Below are 17,040 nucleotides of genomic sequence, written 5' to 3'. Positions count from 1 at the left end.
GATATGAAGAGCAACCTCACACCGCTGGGGCCCAAGGCCGACAAGGACACCGTCCGGCGCAGCAATCTGAGCCTCGTGCTGCGGGCCGTCCGCGACGAGGGCGAGGGGGAGGCGACCCGGGCCGGGGTCGCCGCACGCGTGGGGCTGACCCGTGCCGCCGTGTCCTCGCTGGTCGAGCAGCTGCTGGAGAGCGGCTTCCTGACCGAGTCCGGCAAGACGTTCAGCGGTCAGGCCGGCCGTCCCGGCACCGCGCTGAAGACGGCCCGCACCGGACCGGCCGGGCTCGGGGTCGAGGTCAACATCGACTACGTCTCGGTGTGCGTCGTGGACCTGGCCGGCACCGGCCGGGTCCGGCTCACCGAACACCTGGACAACCGGGGCACCCCGCCCGCCGAGGTGCTGGCGCGGGCGGCCCGGATCGCCGCGCGCACCCTGGACTCGGCTCGGGAGCAGGAGCTGTACCCGGTCGGTGTGGCCCTGGCACTGCCGGGCCTGGTCTCCGGGGGCGCGGTCCGCCAGGCGCCGAACCTGGGCTGGAACCAGGTGCCGGCCGAGGAGCTGTTCGCCGCCGCGCTGACCGCCGAGCATCCGGGCCACCCGGCGCTGCCGGTCCGCTCGGAGAACGAGGCGAATCTGGCGGCCCTGGCCGAGCTGTGGTTCGGCGGCCTGGAGCGCATCCGCACCTTCCTGTACCTGACGGGCGAGATCGGTGTCGGCGGCGCGGTCGTCATCGACGGCGAGCTGCTGCGCGGGGCGCACGGCTTCGCGGGTGAGATCGGGCACGTCGTGGTGGACGCCCGGGGGCCCCGGTGCCGGTGCGGTTCGCGCGGCTGCCTGGAGCAGTACGCGGGACAGGCGGCGCTGCTGCGGGCGGCCGGGATCGACGGGGCCGGCGGTCTGGCGGTCACGGAGCTGGAGAAGCGGGTCCGGGCGGGCGACGAGCGGGCCGTCGCGGCGGTTTCGGAGGCCGGCCGGATGCTGGGCCGGGTGCTGTCGGGGGCGGTCAATCTGCTGGACCCGGACGCGGTGGTGCTCGGCGGGATCTACCGGAACCTGATGCCGTGGCTGTCGCCGCCCGCCGGTGAGGAGCTGGGCCGGGTGGTGTCCGGGCTCTGGTCGCCCGGCGGGGGCCGGCTGCGCGCGTCGTCGGTGGCGGGGGACGCGGCGCGGGGCGCGGCGGCGCTGGTGATGACGGACGTGCTGGCCGACCCGGTGGCGTACGCGCGTCCGGCGATGGCCTGAGAGCTGGGGAACACGGGAGGGGGCGGACGCGTCGTGCGTCCGCCCCCTGCCCCGGTGCGCCGCCGGGTCAGCGGACGCCGAGCAGGTGGTCCATCGCGAGCTGGTCCAGGACCTCGAACGCCATGCCGCGCGCGGCGGCCGCGTCCACGTCGAACTCCTCGAAGGCGGAGCGGTCGGCGAGCAGGCCGGCCACGCCGTCCTCGGCGGTGCGCTGCGCCAGCTCGTCGAGGCGGGCGGCGCGCAGGGCGTCCCGGACGGCCGGGTCGGCGCGGAAGGCGGCGGCGCGCTCCTTGAGGATGAGGTAGTTGCGCATGCAGCCGGCGGCGGAGGCCCAGACGCCGTCGTAGTCCTCGGTGCGCGGCGGCTTGAAGTCGAAGTGGCGCGGGCCGGTGTAGTCGGAGCTCTCCAGCAGGTCGACCAGCCAGAACGCCTGGCGCAGGTCGCCGGCGCCGAAGCGCAGGTCCTGGTCGTACTTGATGCCGGACTGGCCGTTGAGGTCGATGTGGAAGAGCTTGCCCGCCCACAGGGCCTGCGCGATGCCGTGCGGGAAGTTGAGGCCGGCCATCTGCTCGTGCCCGACCTCCGGGTTGACGCCGACCAGCTCGGGGCGCTCCAGGCGCTCGATGAAGGCGAGGGCGTGGCCGATGGTGGGCAGGAGGATGTCGCCGCGCGGCTCGTTGGGCTTGGGCTCGATGGCGAACTTCAGGTCGTAGCCCTGCTCGGTGACGTAGTCGCCCAGCAGGTCGAACGCCTCCTTCATGCGGTCGAGCGCGACCCGGACGTCCTTGGCGGCGCCGGACTCGGAGCCTTCCCGGCCGCCCCAGGCGACATAGGTGGTGGCGCCCAGCTCGACGGCGAGGTCGATGTTGCGCATGGTCTTGCGCAGGGCGTAGCGGCGGACGTCCCGGTCGTTGGCGGTGAACGCGCCGTCCTTGAAGACGGGGTGCGTGAAGAGGTTGGTCGTGGCCATGGGGACGTCCAGTCCGGCCGTGTCGAGCGCCTGGCGGAAGCGCTTGACGACGGCCTCGCGCTCGGTGTCCGAGGAGCCGAACGGGATCAGGTCGTCGTCGTGGAAGGTCACGCCGTACGCGCCGAGCTCGGCGAGGCGCTTGACGGAGTCGACCGGGTCGATCGCGGTGCGCGTGGCGTCGCCGAAGGGGTCGCGGCCCTGCCAGCCCACGGTCCACAGACCGAAGGTGAACTTGTCCTCGGGGGTCGGTGCGAAGCGTTCCGTCATGGTGGTGCCGCCTTCGGGGCCAGGGGTCCGCAGCCGGTCGGGCGGCCGAACCTCAATTTGTTCACTGTCATGACTAATCATGCACGGACAGCCCGTGCGACGTAAAGCCCCGAGACCCGGAACCATCCCGCACACCGGGCACGAAGGAGGAACCTCCCCTGTTCCGGAGCGGTTCGATCACGTAATTTGTTTTCCACACGATCAAATACGCCAGTGAATGAGGTCAGCCATGCCGCCGCATACCGTCGTCATCGGCGTGGACAGCTCCACCCAGTCCACCAAGGCGGCGTTCGTCGACACCGCCACCGGCCGGCTGCTCGCCGTCGGCCGCGCCCCGCACGTGGTCACCGGCGAGGGCGGGGCGCGCGAGAGCGACCCCGAGGTCTGGTGGCGGGCCCTGTGCGACGCGGTCGCCGCCGGGCTGAAGGAGTCCGGTGCCGCCCCGGCCGATGTGGTGGGCATCGCGGTCGCGGGCCAGCAGCACGGCCTGGTCGTCCTGGACGCGCGGGGCCGCCCGCTGCGCCCGGCCCTGCTGTGGAACGACACCCGGTCCGCCCCGCAGGCCGCCGCCCTGACCGCCGCGCTCGGCGGCGCCGACGCCTGGACGGCGCGCACCGGGTCCGTCCCGGTGGCCGCGATGACCGCGTCGAAGTGGCAGTGGCTGCGGGAGAACGAGCCGGAGACCGCGCGGGCGACCGCCGCCGTGCGCCTGCCCCACGACTTCCTGACCGAGCGGCTCTCCGGCCGGGCCGTCACCGACCCGGGCGACGCCTCCGGCACCTGCTGGTACTCCACCGCGACCGGCGCCTACGACCCCGGGCTGCTGGAGCTGATCGGGCTGGACGCGGCGCTGCTGCCCGAGGTGGCGCCGAGCGGCGCGGCCCGCGTCGGCGAGCTGACGGAGCGGGCCGCCGATGCGCTCGGGCTGCCCGCCGGGATCGCGGTCGCGGCGGGCACCGGGGACAACATGAGCGCCGCCGTGGGGCTCGGCCTGGGCGGGGCCGGGCTGCTGGACCACCCGGTGCTGAGCCTGGGCACCTCGGGCACGGTCTTCGCCGCGTCCCGGACCCGCCCGGCCTCCGCCGCGCTCTCCGGGTTCGCGGCGGCGGACGGTACGTATCTGCCGCTGGCCTGCACCCTGAACTGCACGCTCGCCGTGGACAAGGTCGCCGCCCTGCTCGGCCTGGACCGCGACGACGCGGAGCCGGGCGGCGAGGCGGTGCTGCTGCCCTACCTGGACGGCGAGCGCACCCCGGACCTGCCCACCGCCGCCGGTCTCCTCACCGGGCTGCGGCACGACACCACCCCGCGGCAACTGCTCGGGGCCGCCTACGAGGGCGCGGTGGTGACCGTGCTGCGGGCGCTCGACGAGCTGCTGCGGGCCTGCGGGCTCGACCCGGCCGATCCGGAGGTGGCGGGCCGGCCGCTGCGGCTGATCGGCGGCGGCGCACAGGGCCGCGTCTGGGTGGAGACCGTACGGCGGCTCTCCGGGCAGCCGGTGATCGTGCCGGGTGCCGGGGAGCTGGTGGCGCTCGGGGCCGCGGCGCTCGCGGCGTCGGCGGCCACCGGCGCGGACGCGGTGGCGGTCGCGGCGGGCTGGGACACCGGCGCGGATCTCCTGCTGGAGGCCGTGGAGCGGGATCTGACGGCGTGGGACCGGATCGGCTCCGTGCTGGAGCGGGCGGCCGGGCCGCTGCTCGGCGGGGACCGTACCGGCTGACCGGCCGTCATGGGCCGCCGTGCGCGGGCGGGAGCGCGTACGGCGGCCGCCGGCCGTTCCGGGCCGGGGCGCCAACCAGCCGTTTTGGTTAGCGAACTGATGTTCACTACTATCCGGCGATGATCATAAGAAGAAGGCTGACGGTCGGGGTGGGCATTCTGCTCGCCACCCTGACCGCCGGGCTCGGCACGGCGCTGCCCGCCGCGGCCGACGAAACCCCCACGAATGCCTCGCCCAAGGTCGAGCTGGTCCTGGACGTCAGCGGCTCCATGCGGACCCGCGACATCGACGGCAAGTCCCGGATGAGCGCGGCGAAGCAGGCGTTCAACGAGGTGCTGGACGCGGTGCCGGAGCAGGTGCAGCTCGGCATCCGCACCCTCGGCGCCGACTATCCGGGCGACGACCGCAAGGTGGGCTGCAAGGACACCCGGCAGCTCTACCCGGTCGGCCCGCTGGACCGCACCGAGGCGAAGACCGCCGTCGCGACGCTCGCCCCGACCGGCTGGACCCCGATCGGCCCCGCGCTGCTCGGCGCCGCCGACGACCTGGAGGGCGGCGACTCCACCCGCCGGATCGTCCTCATCAGCGACGGCGAGGACACCTGCGGCCCGCTCGACCCCTGCGAGGTCGCCCGCGACATCGCGGCACGCGGCATCCACCTGGTCATCGACACCCTCGGCCTGGTGCCCAACGCGAAGATCCGCCAGCAGCTGACCTGCATCGCCGAGGCCACCGGCGGCACCTACACGGCCGTCCAGCACACCGACGAACTCTCCAGCCGCGTCAAGCAGCTGGTGGACCGCGCGGCGGAGCCCGTCGTCACCCCGGTCGCCACCAAGGGCGCCGACAGCTGCACGGACGCGCCCAAGCTGAAGCCCGGCCTCTACACCGACCGCGAGAAGTTCGCCGAGCACCGCTGGTACAAGGTCGAGGTGCTGCCCGGCCAGGAACTGCGCGCCTCGGTCAGCGTCTTCGCCGACCGCGCCGTCAACAACGACTACGGGATGCTGCTGCGCGCGGTGACCGTGCACGGCCGGGAGATCGTCCGGGGCTCCGAGTCCGGGACCGGGCGCACCGACGCCATCTCCTCCGGGCTGCGCTACCCCAAGGCCGAACTGGACGACGACGAGCAGACCCCCGAGACCGTCTGCCTCCAGGTCAGCAACTCCTTCTCGGCGCCCGCCTCGGTGAAGACCTCCCCCGGCATGCCGATCGAGCTGACCGTCGACCTGGTGGACGGCCCCGACACGGCCTCGGACGTGGCCGCCTTCGGGCTGGGCCACGGCTGGTGGCTGCTGGGCCTGCTCACCCTGACCGGCCTGATCGTGGGTCTCCTCTTCGGCTGGATCTCGCGCTGGCGCATCGCTGTCTGGAGGACCAACTGATGTCCCGTACGAGACGCGTGCTCGCGGGCGCGCTGCTGACCGGCCTGGCCCTGCTCACCGGGGCGTCGGCCGCCTCCGCCGACGACGCGACGGCGAGCCCGAGCCCGTCCGGCGAGGAGTCCGGCCCCACCGAGGCGGGCACCACCTTCCGTACCGCCACGGCGATCCGGCAGGACGAGACCGCCACCGCCGACGCCTCCACCGGCGACTACCTGTACTGGGTCTTCCCGGCCGACGCCGGGCAGCGCGCCACGGTGAAGGCGAAGGTCACCCTGCCCGAGAGCGCCACCCGGCACGGGGCGCAGACCTGGCAGGTCGACGTGTACGACGGACTGCGCCGCCGCCAGGCGTGCATGTACGGCAAGCAGACCGGCACCGCCGCCGCCGAGGCCGCGACGGTCGAGCTGACCTGTGTGCTGCGGACCGTCCGGGCCCTGGCGGAGCCGTGGGCCAATGACCCGCTGCCGGGCAGCTACTACGTCCGTCTCACGGTCGTCGGGCTCCCCCAGGCGGACCTGGGTCTGCCGGTGCGCACCGAGGTGGAGGTCGACTCCAAGGACCAGGGCGGCTCCGTCGATGTGGACGGCAGCCTGTCTAAGCCGCTGGTGCCCGGCGTCTCCGCGGCCGGGCAGGCGTCGGACGACGGTACGGACGCCTCTCCCCGGCCGGCCGCGATGGCCGCGGAGCCGGAGGACGGCTGGTCGTCGGGCTGGTGGACCAGCCGCTGGCTGTGGACGGCGGGCGGCGGGGTGCTCGCCGCGCTGGCGGGCGTCTTCGGCTACTCGCTGACCCGTGGCCGGGGCCGCCCGTCCCACGTGCCGCCGGGCGTCTGACGCCGAGCACGGCCGGCACGGCAGGCACCACGAGCACGGCCGGCACGGCGAGCACCGGATGCGCCGGGGCCGGGCGGGTCCGCACCCGCCCGGCCCCGGCGCGTTGCGGGGGCGCTCCGCGAACCGCGCGGGGTCAGGGGGCGGGCCAGTTCCGCAGGAGGGCGTCCAGGGCGTCCAGGGAGCGGGTCCAGGACTCCTGCGAGTCGGGGGCGCTGTGACTGAACCCGCCCCGCGCCTCCAGGCTGACGAAGCCGTGGAAGACGCTGCCCAGGAGCCGCACGGCGTGGGTCTCGTCCGGTTCCCTCAGGTGGTAGCCGCGCAGGATGGCGCGGGTCATGAGGGCGTGCCGGCCGCCGGCGCTCGCGGCCGCCGCCTCCGGGTCGAGTTCGATCTGGGCCGCGGCGTAGCGGCCGGGGTGCTCGCGGGCGTAGTCCCGGTACACGTCGGCGAAGGCGCGCAGGGCGTCCTTGCCGGCCCGGCCCGCGAGGGCGGCGGCGCACCGGTCGGCCAGTTCCTCCAGGGCGAGCAGGGCGATCCTGGTCCGCAGGTCCCGGGAGTTCTTCAGGTGCGAGTAGAGGCTCGCCACCGTGACGTCGAACCGCCGGGCGAGCGCCGAGACGGTCACCCGTTCGAAGCCGACCTCGTCGGCCAGTTCGGCGCCCGCCCTGGTCAGACGTTCCGCGGTCAGGCCCGCGCGCACCATGGTCGCCTCCTCGTCCGGTGACGGCCATCATGCGCCCGTCCGGGAGGTCGGGCCAAACCCTGCGGGGAGGAGCGGGGCGGCCGGGGACCCCCTCCCCGCCGCCCCGCCGGTCTACGCGGGTCGGCCCAGCGGCACCGACACCGTTCCCGTGCCCTCGCCCGTGGCGCCCGTCGCCTCGGCGACCACGCGGTACGGGCGGTCGATGCGCTCGGAGGCGACGGTCAGGGTGTCCCCGTCGCGGGTCACCCGGAAGGTGGCGGCGGTGGCGCCCGTCAGGTCGGGCACGGTGACGGTAGCGCCGGCCGCGCCGGCGCCGTCGCCGAAGACGCGCAGCGTGAGCCCGTCGAGCCAGTCGGCGTCGGGGCGCTGGTCGTCGGCGCCCCAGGGCAGGACCGCGCCGGGGCGGACCAGGACCGGGAGGCTGTCGAAGCCGTGGGTCTCGTGGCGCCAGGCGGGGCCGGTGACGGTCTCGCCGGTCAGCAGGTGGGTCCAGCTGCCTTCGGGGACGTAGTACTCGACCTCGCCGTCCTCGCTGAAGACCGGGGCGACCAGCAGGTCCGGGCCGAGCATGTACTGCCGGTCCAGGGTGCGGGTGGCCGGGTCGCCGGGGAATTCGAGGAGCATGGGGCGCATGACCGGGACGCCGGTGCGGTGGGCCTCGACGGCGGCCCCGTACAGGTAGGGCATGAGGCGGTGCTTGAGGAGGGTGAACGTGCGGGCGACGTCCACCGCTTCCTCGCCGAACTCCCACGGCACCCGGTAGGACACGTTGCCGTGCAGCCTGCTGTGCGAGGAGAGCAGTCCGAAGGCGAGCCAGCGCTTGAAGACGGCCGGGTCGGGGGTGCCCTCGAAGCCGCCGATGTCATGGCTCCAGAACCCGAAGCCGGACAGGCTCAGGGACAGGCCGCCGCGCAGCGATTCGGCCATGGCGGTGAAGGAGGCGAAGCAGTCGCCGCCCCAGTGGACGGGGAACTGCTGGCCGCCGGCCGTGGCGGAGCGGGCGAACAGGACGGCCTCGCCGTGGCCGCGTTCCTTCTCCAGGAGTTCGAAGACCGTGCGGTTTTGAAGCTCACTCCCTCGTGAACGACTCCGTTGGGGAATGCAGAAACTGGCGTCGTCGACTCGTTGTGGTTGGCATGATCGTTCTGTTCGTTGGAGCGAGGGGTGGGCTGGGTGTCGTTGGAGTCCCGGGATGACCGTGGGGTGCCGGAGCTGACCGCTCGGGTGGTGCGGGCGGCGTTCCCGAAGGGCACGCTTGCGGTGCGGGTGCGCGAGGCTCTCGGCTCGCTGTTCGAGGACGGGTCCTTCGCGGAGGCGTTCGCGAAGCGGGGGCGTCCGGCGGTCTCGCCCGGCGCGCTGGCGCTGGTCTCGGTCCTGCAGTACGCAGAAGGGCTCACCGACCGGCAGGCCGCTGACCAGGTGCGGGCCCGTATGGACTGGAAGTTCCTCCTCGGCCTGGAACTGGACGACCCCGGGTTCGACTTCTCTGTCCTGAGCGACTTCCGCGTCCGACTGATCGAGCACGGCCTGGAGGAGAAAGCCCTGGACCTGGTCCTGGAGCGGATCTCCGCGCTTGGGCTGCTGCGGTCGGGGGGCCGTCAGCGCACCGACTCCACCCATGTGCTGGCGGCGGTGCGGACACTGAACCGGATGGAGTTCGTCGGCGAGACCCTGCGCGCCGCGCTGGAGGCGCTGGCCGTGGCTGCCCCGGACTGGCTGAGCGGGTTGGTCACCGCCGACTGGGTCAAGCGCTACGGCGCCCGGGTCGACTCCTACCGGTTCCCCAAGGGCGAGAACGTCCGCGCGCAGTGGGCCGAGCAGGTCGGCCGGGACGGCTTCACCGTCCTTGAGGCCGTCCATGCCCCCGGGGCCCCCTCCTGGCTGCGGCAGATCCCGGCCGTCCAGGTCCTGCGCCGGGCCTGGGTCGAGCAGTACCACCGCGACAGCGAGGGGGTGCACTGGCGGGAGGGCAAGGACCTCCCGCCGGCCAGACGTCGGCTCTCCTCGCCCTACGACCCCGACGCCCGCTACGGCGTGAAGCGGGGATCGGGCTGGTGCGGCTACAAGACCCACCTGAGCGAGACCTGCGAACCCGACGCCCCGCACCTGATCACCCATGTCTGCACCACGGACGCCACCGTCGCCGACACCGAGATCACCGAGGCCGTCCACCAGGGCCTGGGACAACGGGAGTTGCTTCCCGACGAACACGACGTGGACGCCGGCTATGTCACCGCCGCGCACATCGTCACCGCCCGGGACCAGTACGGGATCGAGCTGGTGGGGCCGGTCGGCCTGGACACCTGCCACGAGAACCATGACGGCGAGCACTTCACACAGAGCGCGTTCACCATCGACTGGAACGCCAAGACGGCCGTCTGCCCCCAGGGCAAGGTCAGTGCCAGCTGGTCCGATCAGCGCAAGAGCAGCGGCACACCCGTCTCGCGGGTGCACTTCACCGCTCAGGACTGCGCGGCCTGTCCGGTGCGGGACAAGTGCACCAGGGCGTCGAACGGCAAGTGGGGCCGAAGCCTCACCCTGCTGCCCCGCGAGCAGCAGCAGGTTCTCGACCAGCGCCGCCGGGAACAGCGAACCGAGGAGTGGAAGAAGCGGTACGACATCCGGGCCGGTGTCGAGGGCACGATCTCGCAAGCCGTCCGCCGCACCGGCATCCGCCACACCCGCTACACCGGGCAACGCAAGACCCACCTCGGCAACGTCCTCGCAGCCACCGCCATCAACATCATCCGACTCGACGCCTGGCTGAACGGCACCCCCCTCGGCCCAACACGCACCTCCCACCTCGCCGCACTCACCCTGACAGCCTGACCACCAGCCCCGTTTCTGCATTCCCCAACGGAGTCGTGAACGAGGGAGATTCCCGCCTGGCTTGCGCCGGTGGGTTGGACGGCTTACGCCGCCTGACGACTGCCCTCCCGGCAGCCGGGATGACCACGGTGTGGCCGATCCGGTACAGGTGCAGGATGTTCCGGGCCGCGTTCTCGTCGGCGTTGCCGGTCCATCCGCACATGCTGTTCTTGCACACGAACGTGGCCTGGTCCTCGCGGCTGCCGGGTGTGACGAGCCCGCAGGCGTGGCAGCGCTGGGAGGTGTACGGGGCCGGGACCTTGACCAGGGTGCCCCCGTTTCGGGCGGTCTTGTACCCGAGCATGGTCATGGTCCGGCCCCATGCCTCTTGGGCTATGGAGCGGTTCAGTCCGGCCTTGGCCGCGACGTTCCTGCCCGGCTCCTCGATGGTGCCCTTGGCGCTCTTGGTCATGTTCGTGATGTGCAGGTCTTCCACCACGATCACGCCATACGTGCGGGCGAGCATGGTGGTGGTCTGGTGCTGCCAGTCGGTTGCTCGTCGCGTGGCTGTTGCTCGGAGTCTGCCGATCCGGCGGTACACAGCGCGCAGGCGGCCTGAGAACTTCTCTCCGCGCTTGCGGTGCTGCTTGAGACGTGCGGCGTGCTGCTCAAGGCGGAGCAGCACGGTTTTTTCCTTCTCGGTGAGCCACTTGTCCCGGTCGGCGGTGCCGTCGGGAAGGCGCGGCGCGTGGCTGTGGTCCTGGTGGTTGCCGTCCGATAGGGCGAGGGGGAGGTTCACGCCGAAGTCGATGCCGATCTCGGGACCGGTGTGCGGGGCCGGGACGGCCTCTCGGGTCTGGACGCGGAAGGCGATGTGCCAGCCGAGCGAGTCCTTGACCAGCCGTGCCCCGGTGATCCGGTTGTCGGTGTCGGCCCGCTTGCCGATGGGAAGGTCGCGGGTCCAGCGGAACCGGACCCGTCCGATCTTCGGGATCTGGGCCTCGCCCCAGCGGCGGTTGATCCGAACGATGTTCAGATCCCGGCCCTGCGGCACGTCCACCGTCAGCGGAGTGCGGATGCGGGCCTTGAAGTTCGGCTCGTCCGCCCGTCCTTCCCAGCAGTTCTTCCATGCCTGGAAATACGTCTTGAGGACGGCCTGTGCCGCCTGTGCGGGCAGCACACCGAGCCAGTCGATCTCTTTGCGGGCCTGCCGGATCGCCTCGTCCGCAGCCTTCAAGTCGCGGCGGTACTTCGGCGTCATCGTCCAGAAGTCGTGCAGCAGGTTCCACGTCGTACGCGCCGCGTGGCCCTGGTCGTCCATGAGCCGGACTTGCGCAGGAGTGAGCGCCAGTCGGGCGCGGTGCCCGAACTGCCGCTTCTCGTACGCGATTTCCTGACCCATGATCTTCACCCTAGCATAGGTTTATGTCACCACGATGGAACCCCAATCCCGATGTACGCACAGGACGTCACGTCGTCTACAACTTGCACGTCCACTTGGTTTTCGTAACGAAGTACCGACGCAAGGCCATGACCGACGCCATGCTGACGCGGTGCGAAGAGATCATGCGGGAGGTGTGCAGCTACTTCGAGGCCGAGCTGAAACAGTTCAACGGCGAGGACGACCACGTGCATCTCCTGGTGCACTACCCGCCAAAGGTCCAGCTCTCCAAGCTGGTCAACAGCCTCAAGGGAGTCTCGGCCCGGCTGCTGCGCAAGGAGTACGACAGCCACGTGCGCCGATATCTGTGGGGCGGACACTTCTGGTCCGGCTCCTACTTCGCAGGCTCCTGCGGCGGCGCACCGCTGACCGCGGTCAAGCAGTACATCGAGAACCAGAAGCGGCCCGTCTGACCGTTGCCCCGGAGGCTCGCAGCGAACTCCGGCGCTGCGCGCCTCCGCGCCAAGGATGGCCTTCACCCCCGCCCTGAAGGGCGGAGCACTGGCCAAGATCAGAGGTAGAGGTAGGTCTGACGGGAGCCGATGATGTCGTAGTCGAGGAGGCCGGGGAGTTCCGCGTCGGAGGCGTACCAGGTCTGCGGGAGCCGGCCGGCAGGGGAGACGTCGCCGGCGAGGACGCGGGCGAGGGCGGTACCCGCCGCCTGGCCGCCGTGGGCGGTCCACAGCAGGGCGGGCAGGGTGGCGGCGGCGTCGGGCAGCGCGTAGGGGTAGGCGGAGGTGACCGCCAGGACGGTGCGCGGGTTGGCGGCGTGGGCGGCGCGCCAGAGGCGTTCCTGCTGGGCGGGCAGGTCCAGGGTGGTGCGGTCCTCGGTCTCGCGGCCGTTGATGTGCGGGTCGTTCCCGGCGACCACGATCACGGTGTCGGCCGCGGCGGCGGCGCGGGCGACGGCGTCCTCGCCGCGCTCGGTCACCTCGATCTCGAAGACGGTTCCGGCGGCGGCCGGATCGTCTCCGTCCGGGGCGGCAACCTTTACGCCGTCGGCGGCGACTGAGACATACCCACCCGTTCCGATGTGCAGAAGGCGGTGACCGCCGGCATGACCTTGCACCGCTTCCCGGCGGAAGGTCTCCTGGACGACCCAGCCGCCCGGTTCGTCCGCGGAGGCGCGTACCCGGCCGTCCTCGGCGACGGACAGATAGCGGCCCGCCGGCTCCCGCAGGGTGATGAGGCCGTCGCCCCAGTCCACGAGCGCCAGCTCGGACGGGGTGTCGGCGCAGGTCAGCGGGGGCAGGTCGGTGCGGCCCGCCAGCAGCGCCGGGTCGAGTGCGCCCTCGGCGCCCTGCGCGGCGGCGGTGTCCGGACCGGCCGGGGGGATGTGCAGCCAGCCGTCCGCGCACTTGATCCGGATCAGATCGGCGCCCTCGGCGTGCACGACGCGGTCGGCGCCGAAGCGTGCGCGCAGTCCGTCGAGCGGGGTGGAGCGGTGCGTCAGGGTGCCGCTGTACCAGTCGAGCTTGCAGGCGTCCGCGAGGAGCCCGACGACGGCGACGGTCCGGCCGGCGGCCGGGTCGAGCGGGAGGAGCCCGTCGTTCTTGAGGAGGACGACCGCCTGTTCGGCGGCCTCCAGGGCGAGCGCCCGGTGCTCCTCGGTGTCCAGGGCGGTGGTGTCCGCGTACGGGTCCAGTCCGGGGTCGAACTCGCCGAGGGCGAAGCGCATGTGGAGCAGGCGGCGGACGGCGGTGTCGATGTCGTGCTCGTCGAGCAGGCCGCGCTCCAGGGCGCCCTTGACGCGGGCGGTGATGACGGTGGGGTCCTGGCCGTGGTCGGTGAAGCTGTCGACGCCGGCGCGCAGGGCGGCGGCGGTCGCCTCCTCGTGGGTGTCGAAGTAGTGCTCGGAGTCCACCAGGTTGGTCGGCGCGCCGGCGTCGGAGCAGACGACCAGGGGCTGTTCGGTCCAGGTGCGCAGCTGCCGGGACAGCAGCGGCGAGACGTGGTTGGGGCGGCCGTTGACCAGGTTGTAGGCGGGCATCACGCCGGCCGCCGCGCCCGCGCGTACGGCGTCGCGGAAGGCCCGCAGGTCGTATTCGTGCAGGACCCTGGGGCGGACCGAGGAGGACGAGGTGTCGCGGTCGGTCTCGTTGTTGTGGGCGAGCCAGTGCTTGAGGACCGGGGCGGTGCGCCAGTAGTGCGGGTGGTCGCCGCGCAGGCCGCGGGTGTAGGCGACCGCGATGGCGGAGGTGAGGCCGGCGTCCTCGGAGTAGCCCTCCTCGCCGCGCCCCCACAGCGGGTGGCGCAGCAGGTTGACGGTGGGGGCCCAGACGTTGAGGCCGACGCGGTCGTCCTGGGCGCGCTTGGCGCGGACCTCGTTGCCCACGGCTTCTCCGACGCGGCGCACCAGTTCGTCGTTCCAGGTGGCGCCGAGGCCGACGGCCTGCGGGAAGACGGTGGCCGGTCCCATCCAGGCGACGCCGTGGAGGGCTTCCTGACCGGTGCGGAAGGCGCCGATGCCGAGCCTGTCGACGGCCGGGGCGAACTGGTGGAGCATCGCGACGCGCTCGTCCGGCGTGAGCCGCTGGAGCAGATCGTCGACGCGCTTGGCGAAGGGCAGCCGCAGGTCGCGGAAGGGCTGCGGTTGTTCCGTCACGTGCGGGTCCTTCTTGCGTCGCCGTGCTGCGGAGCACCGAGCCGTGACCGTACGCACCGACATCGACGGCACCTGGGAGCCGCGCCCGGCCGCCCGCTGGGAGGACGCCTTCCTGGCGGGCAACGGCCGGCACGGCGCCATGGTGTACGGGGACCCGGCCGACGACCGGGTGATCGTCAACCACCACACGCTGGTGCGGCCCAACGGCAGCGAGCACGTCCGACCGCCCGAACTCGCGGACCGGCTGGGCCGGTTGCAGAGCGCCCTGCTGGCCGGGGACACCACGGCGGCGGAGCGTTTCGGCGCGGGCCGGCCGCTGGTGTGGGTGCAGCCCTTCCACCCGGCGTTCCAGACACGGCTGCGGCCCGCGCCGGGCAACGCCGCCCCCGCGGTGGCCGATCCGGCGTCCGGCTACCGCCGCGCGGTCCGCTTCGGCACGGGGGAGATCACGGCCGGCTGCGAGACCTGGCGCAGCCGGGTCTTCGTCTCGCGCGCGGACGGCGTGATCGCGCAGCACGTCACCGGGCCCGGGCTCGCCGTGGACGTCACCCTGGACCACGCGCTGCCGGGCGCCCCGCCCCGGCTGGCCGTCGGCCGCAGCACCGTCCTCACCCCGGACGGCGCCCGGCTGACGCTGCGCGCCGGCTACCCCGACAGCGACCTCGGGTACACCGGTCTGACCGTGCTCCGCGCGGAGGGCGGGCGGGTGTCGGTGGCGGGCGAGGGCGTCCGGGTCGAGGGGGCCAGGAGCCTGCTGCTGCCGCCCCGGCTGACCGGGCTGTGGACGGGCGACTGGGACACCGCCTGGTCGGGGGCGTTCACCACCAACGCCAACCTCAACCTGCAGATCGCCTCGGCCGCCGTCGCCGCGCTGCCCGAGGTGTCCGAGGCGCACGCCGCCCTGGTGTACGGGCAGCTCGCGGACTGGCGGGACAACGCGCGGGCGGTGTTCGGGGCGCGCGGGATCGTGGCCCCGTCGCACACGGACGGCGAGTCCGGGCACACCCGCCACTACCAGCGCGCCTACCCGCTGCATCTGTGGACGGCCGGGGCGGACTGGCTCCTGGAGCCGCTGATCGAGCACGCGGAGACGACGGGGACGGAGGACCCCCGGCTGACCTCCGCGCTGCACGAGACCGCGCTGTTCTACGAGGACTTCCTCACCCGGACGGGCCCGGACGGGCGGGTGGCCGTGGTGCCGTCGTACTCGCCGGAGAACCGGCCCGCCAACGCGAGCTGGGGCACGGTGAACGCGACGATGGACCTGGCGGCGGCCCGGCACGCGCTGACCGCGTCCGCCGACCGCGCACCGGGCGAGCCGGCCTCGGCACGTCGCCTCGCGCTGGCGGACCGGCTCGCGGACTACCGGGTCAACGAGGACGGGGCGCTGGCCGAGTGGGCGTGGCCGGGCCTGGCGGAGACGTACGACCACCGTCATCTGAGCCACCTGTACCCGGTGTGGCCGCTGGACGCGATCAACCCGTACGACACGCCGGAGCTGGCCGCCGCCGCGCACCGGGCGCTCGAACTGCGGGGCGCGGAGAACGACTCGGCCCACGGCCATCTGCACCACGCGCTGATCGCGGCCCGGCTGCGCGACGGGGCGCGGGCCTCGGCGGCGGTCCGGTCGGTGCTGGCGGGCGACTTCTTCCACGACTCGCTGATGAGCGCCCACTATCCGGGGCGCGATGTGTACAACGCGGACGCGGCGCACGCGCTGCCGGCCGCCGTGATCGAGTCGCTGGTCCAGTCGACCCCGCACCGGCTGGTGCTGCTGCCCGCGCCGCTCACGTCCTGTCCGGGTGGCGAACTGCGCGGGGTGCGGACCCGGTTCGGTGCCGGGCCCGATCTGCGCTGGTCGGCGGACGGCTCCGCGCGGGCGGTGCTGCGCCCGGACCGGGACGCGCGGATCGATGTGCGTACGGGGGCGGGCGCCGCGCCGTGCACCTGGGCGGTGGAGCTGACGGCCGGGGTGGAGCTGGTCCTGGAGTTCGGCCCCCGGTGAGGCCCCGCTCAGACCGGGGCGGGCCCGGTGCTCTCCCGTACCGTCAGTTCCGGGGCCAGCAGCTCGACTTCGTCGGTGCCCCGGCCGGAGAGCTTGGCGACGACCTGCTCGACGGAGCGGCGCCCCATCTCATGGGCCGGGATGGCGACGGAGGTGAGCCGCACCGACGCCTGGGAGGCCACCTGTTCGGGGCATATCGCCACCACGGACACGTCCTCGGGCACGGCCCGGCCCTGCTGCCGCAACAGGTTGAGCAGCGGCTCCACCGCCGCCTCGTTCTGCACGATGAAGCCCGTGGTGCCGGGGCGCTCGTCGAATATCCGCGACAGTGTCTGCGCCATCGCCGCGTACCCGCCCTCGCAGGGGCGGTGCAGCACCCGTATGCCGGTCTCCCGGGCCCTGGCCCGTACGCCGTCCACGGTCCGTTCGGCGAAGCCGGTGTGCCGCTCGTAGACCGCGGCGGCCTCGCCGATGACGGCGATCTCGCGGTGGCCCAGGCCGGCCAGATGCTCCACGCAGAGCGCGCCGGTCGCCTCGAAGTCGAGGTCCACGCAGGTCAGTCCGGCGGTGTCGGCGGGCAGTCCGATGAGCACGGCGGCCCGGTCGGTCTCGCGCAGCAGCGGCAGCCGTTCGTCGTGCAGTTCGACGTCCATCAGGATCATGGCGTCGGCCAGCGAGCTGCCGGCGATCCGCCGCACCGCGGCGGGCCCCTCCTCGCCGGTGAGGAGGAGGACGTCGTAGCCGTGGGTGCGGGCGGTGGTGGCGACCGCGATGGCGATCTCCATCATCACCGGCACGTACATGTCGGTGCGCAGCGGCACCATCAGCGCGATGATGTTGGACCGGCTGCTGGCGAGCGCGCGGGCCCCGGCGTTGGGGTGGTAGCCGAGCTGCTGGATGCTGCGCTCGACGCGTTCGCGGGTGGCGACGGAGATGGAGCGCTTCCCGCTGAGGACGTAGCTCACCGTGCTCGCCGAGACTCCGGCGTGCTGCGCGACCTCGGCCAGGGTGACCATGCGGCTCTCCCTCACCGGTCAGATAGGGCGAAGCGATGTAGCGAA

The 17,040-nt window shown here is 73.0% G+C and carries 11 protein-coding genes and 2 pseudogenes; 7 read left to right on the top strand and 6 right to left on the bottom strand.

What is annotated here, in order from left to right; translation table 11 throughout:
• Positions 1-3 precede the first annotated feature (3 nt).
• Entirely contained in the window at positions 4-1,242 is a 1,239-nt protein-coding gene (locus tag DNK56_RS31880; protein WP_111339224.1) for an ROK family protein, read from the top strand.
• A gap of 67 nt (positions 1,243-1,309) precedes the next feature.
• Here DNK56_RS31880 and xylA read toward each other — a convergent pair whose 3' ends face one another.
• Positions 1,310-2,479 carry a xylose isomerase gene (gene xylA / locus DNK56_RS31875; RefSeq protein WP_111339223.1) on the bottom strand — a complete coding sequence of 390 codons (1,170 nt, stop codon included), beginning with the start codon at positions 2,477-2,479 and terminating at the stop codon, positions 1,310-1,312.
• A gap of 229 nt (positions 2,480-2,708) precedes the next feature.
• Between xylA and xylB the strand changes: the two genes are divergently transcribed.
• From xylB to DNK56_RS31860, 3 genes are all read left to right on the top strand, one after another.
• Positions 2,709-4,199: a xylulokinase gene (xylB, locus tag DNK56_RS31870; protein WP_111339222.1), complete on the top strand. Its 1,491-nt coding sequence runs from the start codon at positions 2,709-2,711 to the stop codon at positions 4,197-4,199.
• 119 nt (positions 4,200-4,318) lie between these two features.
• Complete coding sequence (locus DNK56_RS31865) at positions 4,319-5,584, top strand: VWA domain-containing protein (protein ID WP_158558453.1); 1,266 nt, start codon at positions 4,319-4,321, stop codon at positions 5,582-5,584.
• On the top strand, positions 5,584-6,417 hold the full coding sequence (locus tag DNK56_RS31860; RefSeq protein ID WP_111339220.1) for a hypothetical protein: 834 nt from the start codon (positions 5,584-5,586) through the stop codon (positions 6,415-6,417). The genes DNK56_RS31865 and DNK56_RS31860 overlap by 1 nt, the downstream gene beginning before the upstream one ends.
• Before the next feature lie 133 nt (positions 6,418-6,550).
• Here DNK56_RS31860 and DNK56_RS31855 read toward each other — a convergent pair whose 3' ends face one another.
• Together DNK56_RS31855 and DNK56_RS31850 are read right to left on the bottom strand one after the other, a co-directional pair.
• Positions 6,551-7,120 carry a TetR/AcrR family transcriptional regulator gene (locus DNK56_RS31855; protein WP_111339219.1) on the bottom strand — a complete coding sequence of 190 codons (570 nt, stop codon included), beginning with the start codon at positions 7,118-7,120 and terminating at the stop codon, positions 6,551-6,553.
• A 111-nt stretch (positions 7,121-7,231) separates the two neighbouring features.
• Positions 7,232-8,185, bottom strand: a pseudogene (locus DNK56_RS31850) (TIM-barrel domain-containing protein); the annotation flags it as partial.
• A gap of 108 nt (positions 8,186-8,293) precedes the next feature.
• Here DNK56_RS31850 and DNK56_RS31845 point away from each other — a divergent pair.
• Positions 8,294-9,949: an IS1182 family transposase gene (locus DNK56_RS31845; RefSeq protein ID WP_111335593.1), complete on the top strand. Its 1,656-nt coding sequence runs from the start codon at positions 8,294-8,296 to the stop codon at positions 9,947-9,949.
• Here the strand turns inward: DNK56_RS31845 and DNK56_RS31840 are convergent.
• Positions 9,933-11,330 carry an RNA-guided endonuclease InsQ/TnpB family protein gene (locus DNK56_RS31840; protein ID WP_274543546.1) on the bottom strand — a complete coding sequence of 466 codons (1,398 nt, stop codon included), beginning with the start codon at positions 11,328-11,330 and terminating at the stop codon, positions 9,933-9,935. The genes DNK56_RS31845 and DNK56_RS31840 overlap by 17 nt on opposite strands.
• A gap of 23 nt (positions 11,331-11,353) precedes the next feature.
• Between DNK56_RS31840 and tnpA the strand changes: the two genes are divergently transcribed.
• Complete coding sequence (tnpA, locus tag DNK56_RS31835) at positions 11,354-11,782, top strand: IS200/IS605 family transposase (RefSeq protein ID WP_111339218.1); 429 nt, start codon at positions 11,354-11,356, stop codon at positions 11,780-11,782.
• 104 nt (positions 11,783-11,886) lie between these two features.
• On the opposite strand, the pseudogene DNK56_RS31830 reads toward tnpA, so the two are convergent.
• Positions 11,887-13,974, bottom strand: a pseudogene (locus tag DNK56_RS31830) (glycoside hydrolase family 3 C-terminal domain-containing protein); the annotation flags it as partial.
• A 43-nt stretch (positions 13,975-14,017) separates the two neighbouring features.
• On the opposite strand from DNK56_RS31830, the gene DNK56_RS31825 reads away from it, so the two are divergent.
• A complete protein-coding gene (locus DNK56_RS31825) occupies positions 14,018-15,979 on the top strand; it encodes a glycosyl hydrolase family 95 catalytic domain-containing protein (RefSeq protein ID WP_111339217.1) in 1,962 nt (653 codons plus the stop codon).
• Positions 15,980-15,987: 8 nt separating this feature from the next.
• Here DNK56_RS31825 and DNK56_RS31820 read toward each other — a convergent pair whose 3' ends face one another.
• Complete coding sequence (locus tag DNK56_RS31820) at positions 15,988-16,995, bottom strand: LacI family DNA-binding transcriptional regulator (RefSeq protein WP_111339216.1); 1,008 nt, start codon at positions 16,993-16,995, stop codon at positions 15,988-15,990.
• Positions 16,996-17,040 lie beyond the last annotated feature (45 nt).

Origin of the sequence: Streptomyces sp. AC1-42W, assembly GCF_003248355.1 — a bacterium.
GTDB lineage: Bacteria > Actinomycetota > Actinomycetes > Streptomycetales > Streptomycetaceae > Streptomyces.
This window is presented reverse-complemented; position numbering and strand designations above follow the sequence as displayed.

Excerpts from the sequence above, each read along its gene's own strand:
- tnpA (WP_111339218.1), top strand. The coding sequence starts at position 11,354 with ATGTCACCACGATGGAACCCCAATCCCGATGTACGCACAGGACGTCAC.
- DNK56_RS31820 (WP_111339216.1), bottom strand. The coding sequence starts at position 16,995 with ATGGTCACCCTGGCCGAGGTCGCGCAGCACGCCGGAGTCTCGGCGAGC.
- DNK56_RS31840 (WP_274543546.1), bottom strand. The coding sequence starts at position 11,330 with ATGGGTCAGGAAATCGCGTACGAGAAGCGGCAGTTCGGGCACCGCGCC.
- DNK56_RS31865 (WP_158558453.1), top strand. The coding sequence starts at position 4,319 with ATGATCATAAGAAGAAGGCTGACGGTCGGGGTGGGCATTCTGCTCGCC.
- xylA (WP_111339223.1), bottom strand. The coding sequence starts at position 2,479 with ATGACGGAACGCTTCGCACCGACCCCCGAGGACAAGTTCACCTTCGGT.
- DNK56_RS31855 (WP_111339219.1), bottom strand. The coding sequence starts at position 7,120 with ATGGTGCGCGCGGGCCTGACCGCGGAACGTCTGACCAGGGCGGGCGCC.
- xylB (WP_111339222.1), top strand. The coding sequence starts at position 2,709 with ATGCCGCCGCATACCGTCGTCATCGGCGTGGACAGCTCCACCCAGTCC.
- DNK56_RS31860 (WP_111339220.1), top strand. The coding sequence starts at position 5,584 with ATGTCCCGTACGAGACGCGTGCTCGCGGGCGCGCTGCTGACCGGCCTG.
- DNK56_RS31880 (WP_111339224.1), top strand. The coding sequence starts at position 4 with ATGAAGAGCAACCTCACACCGCTGGGGCCCAAGGCCGACAAGGACACC.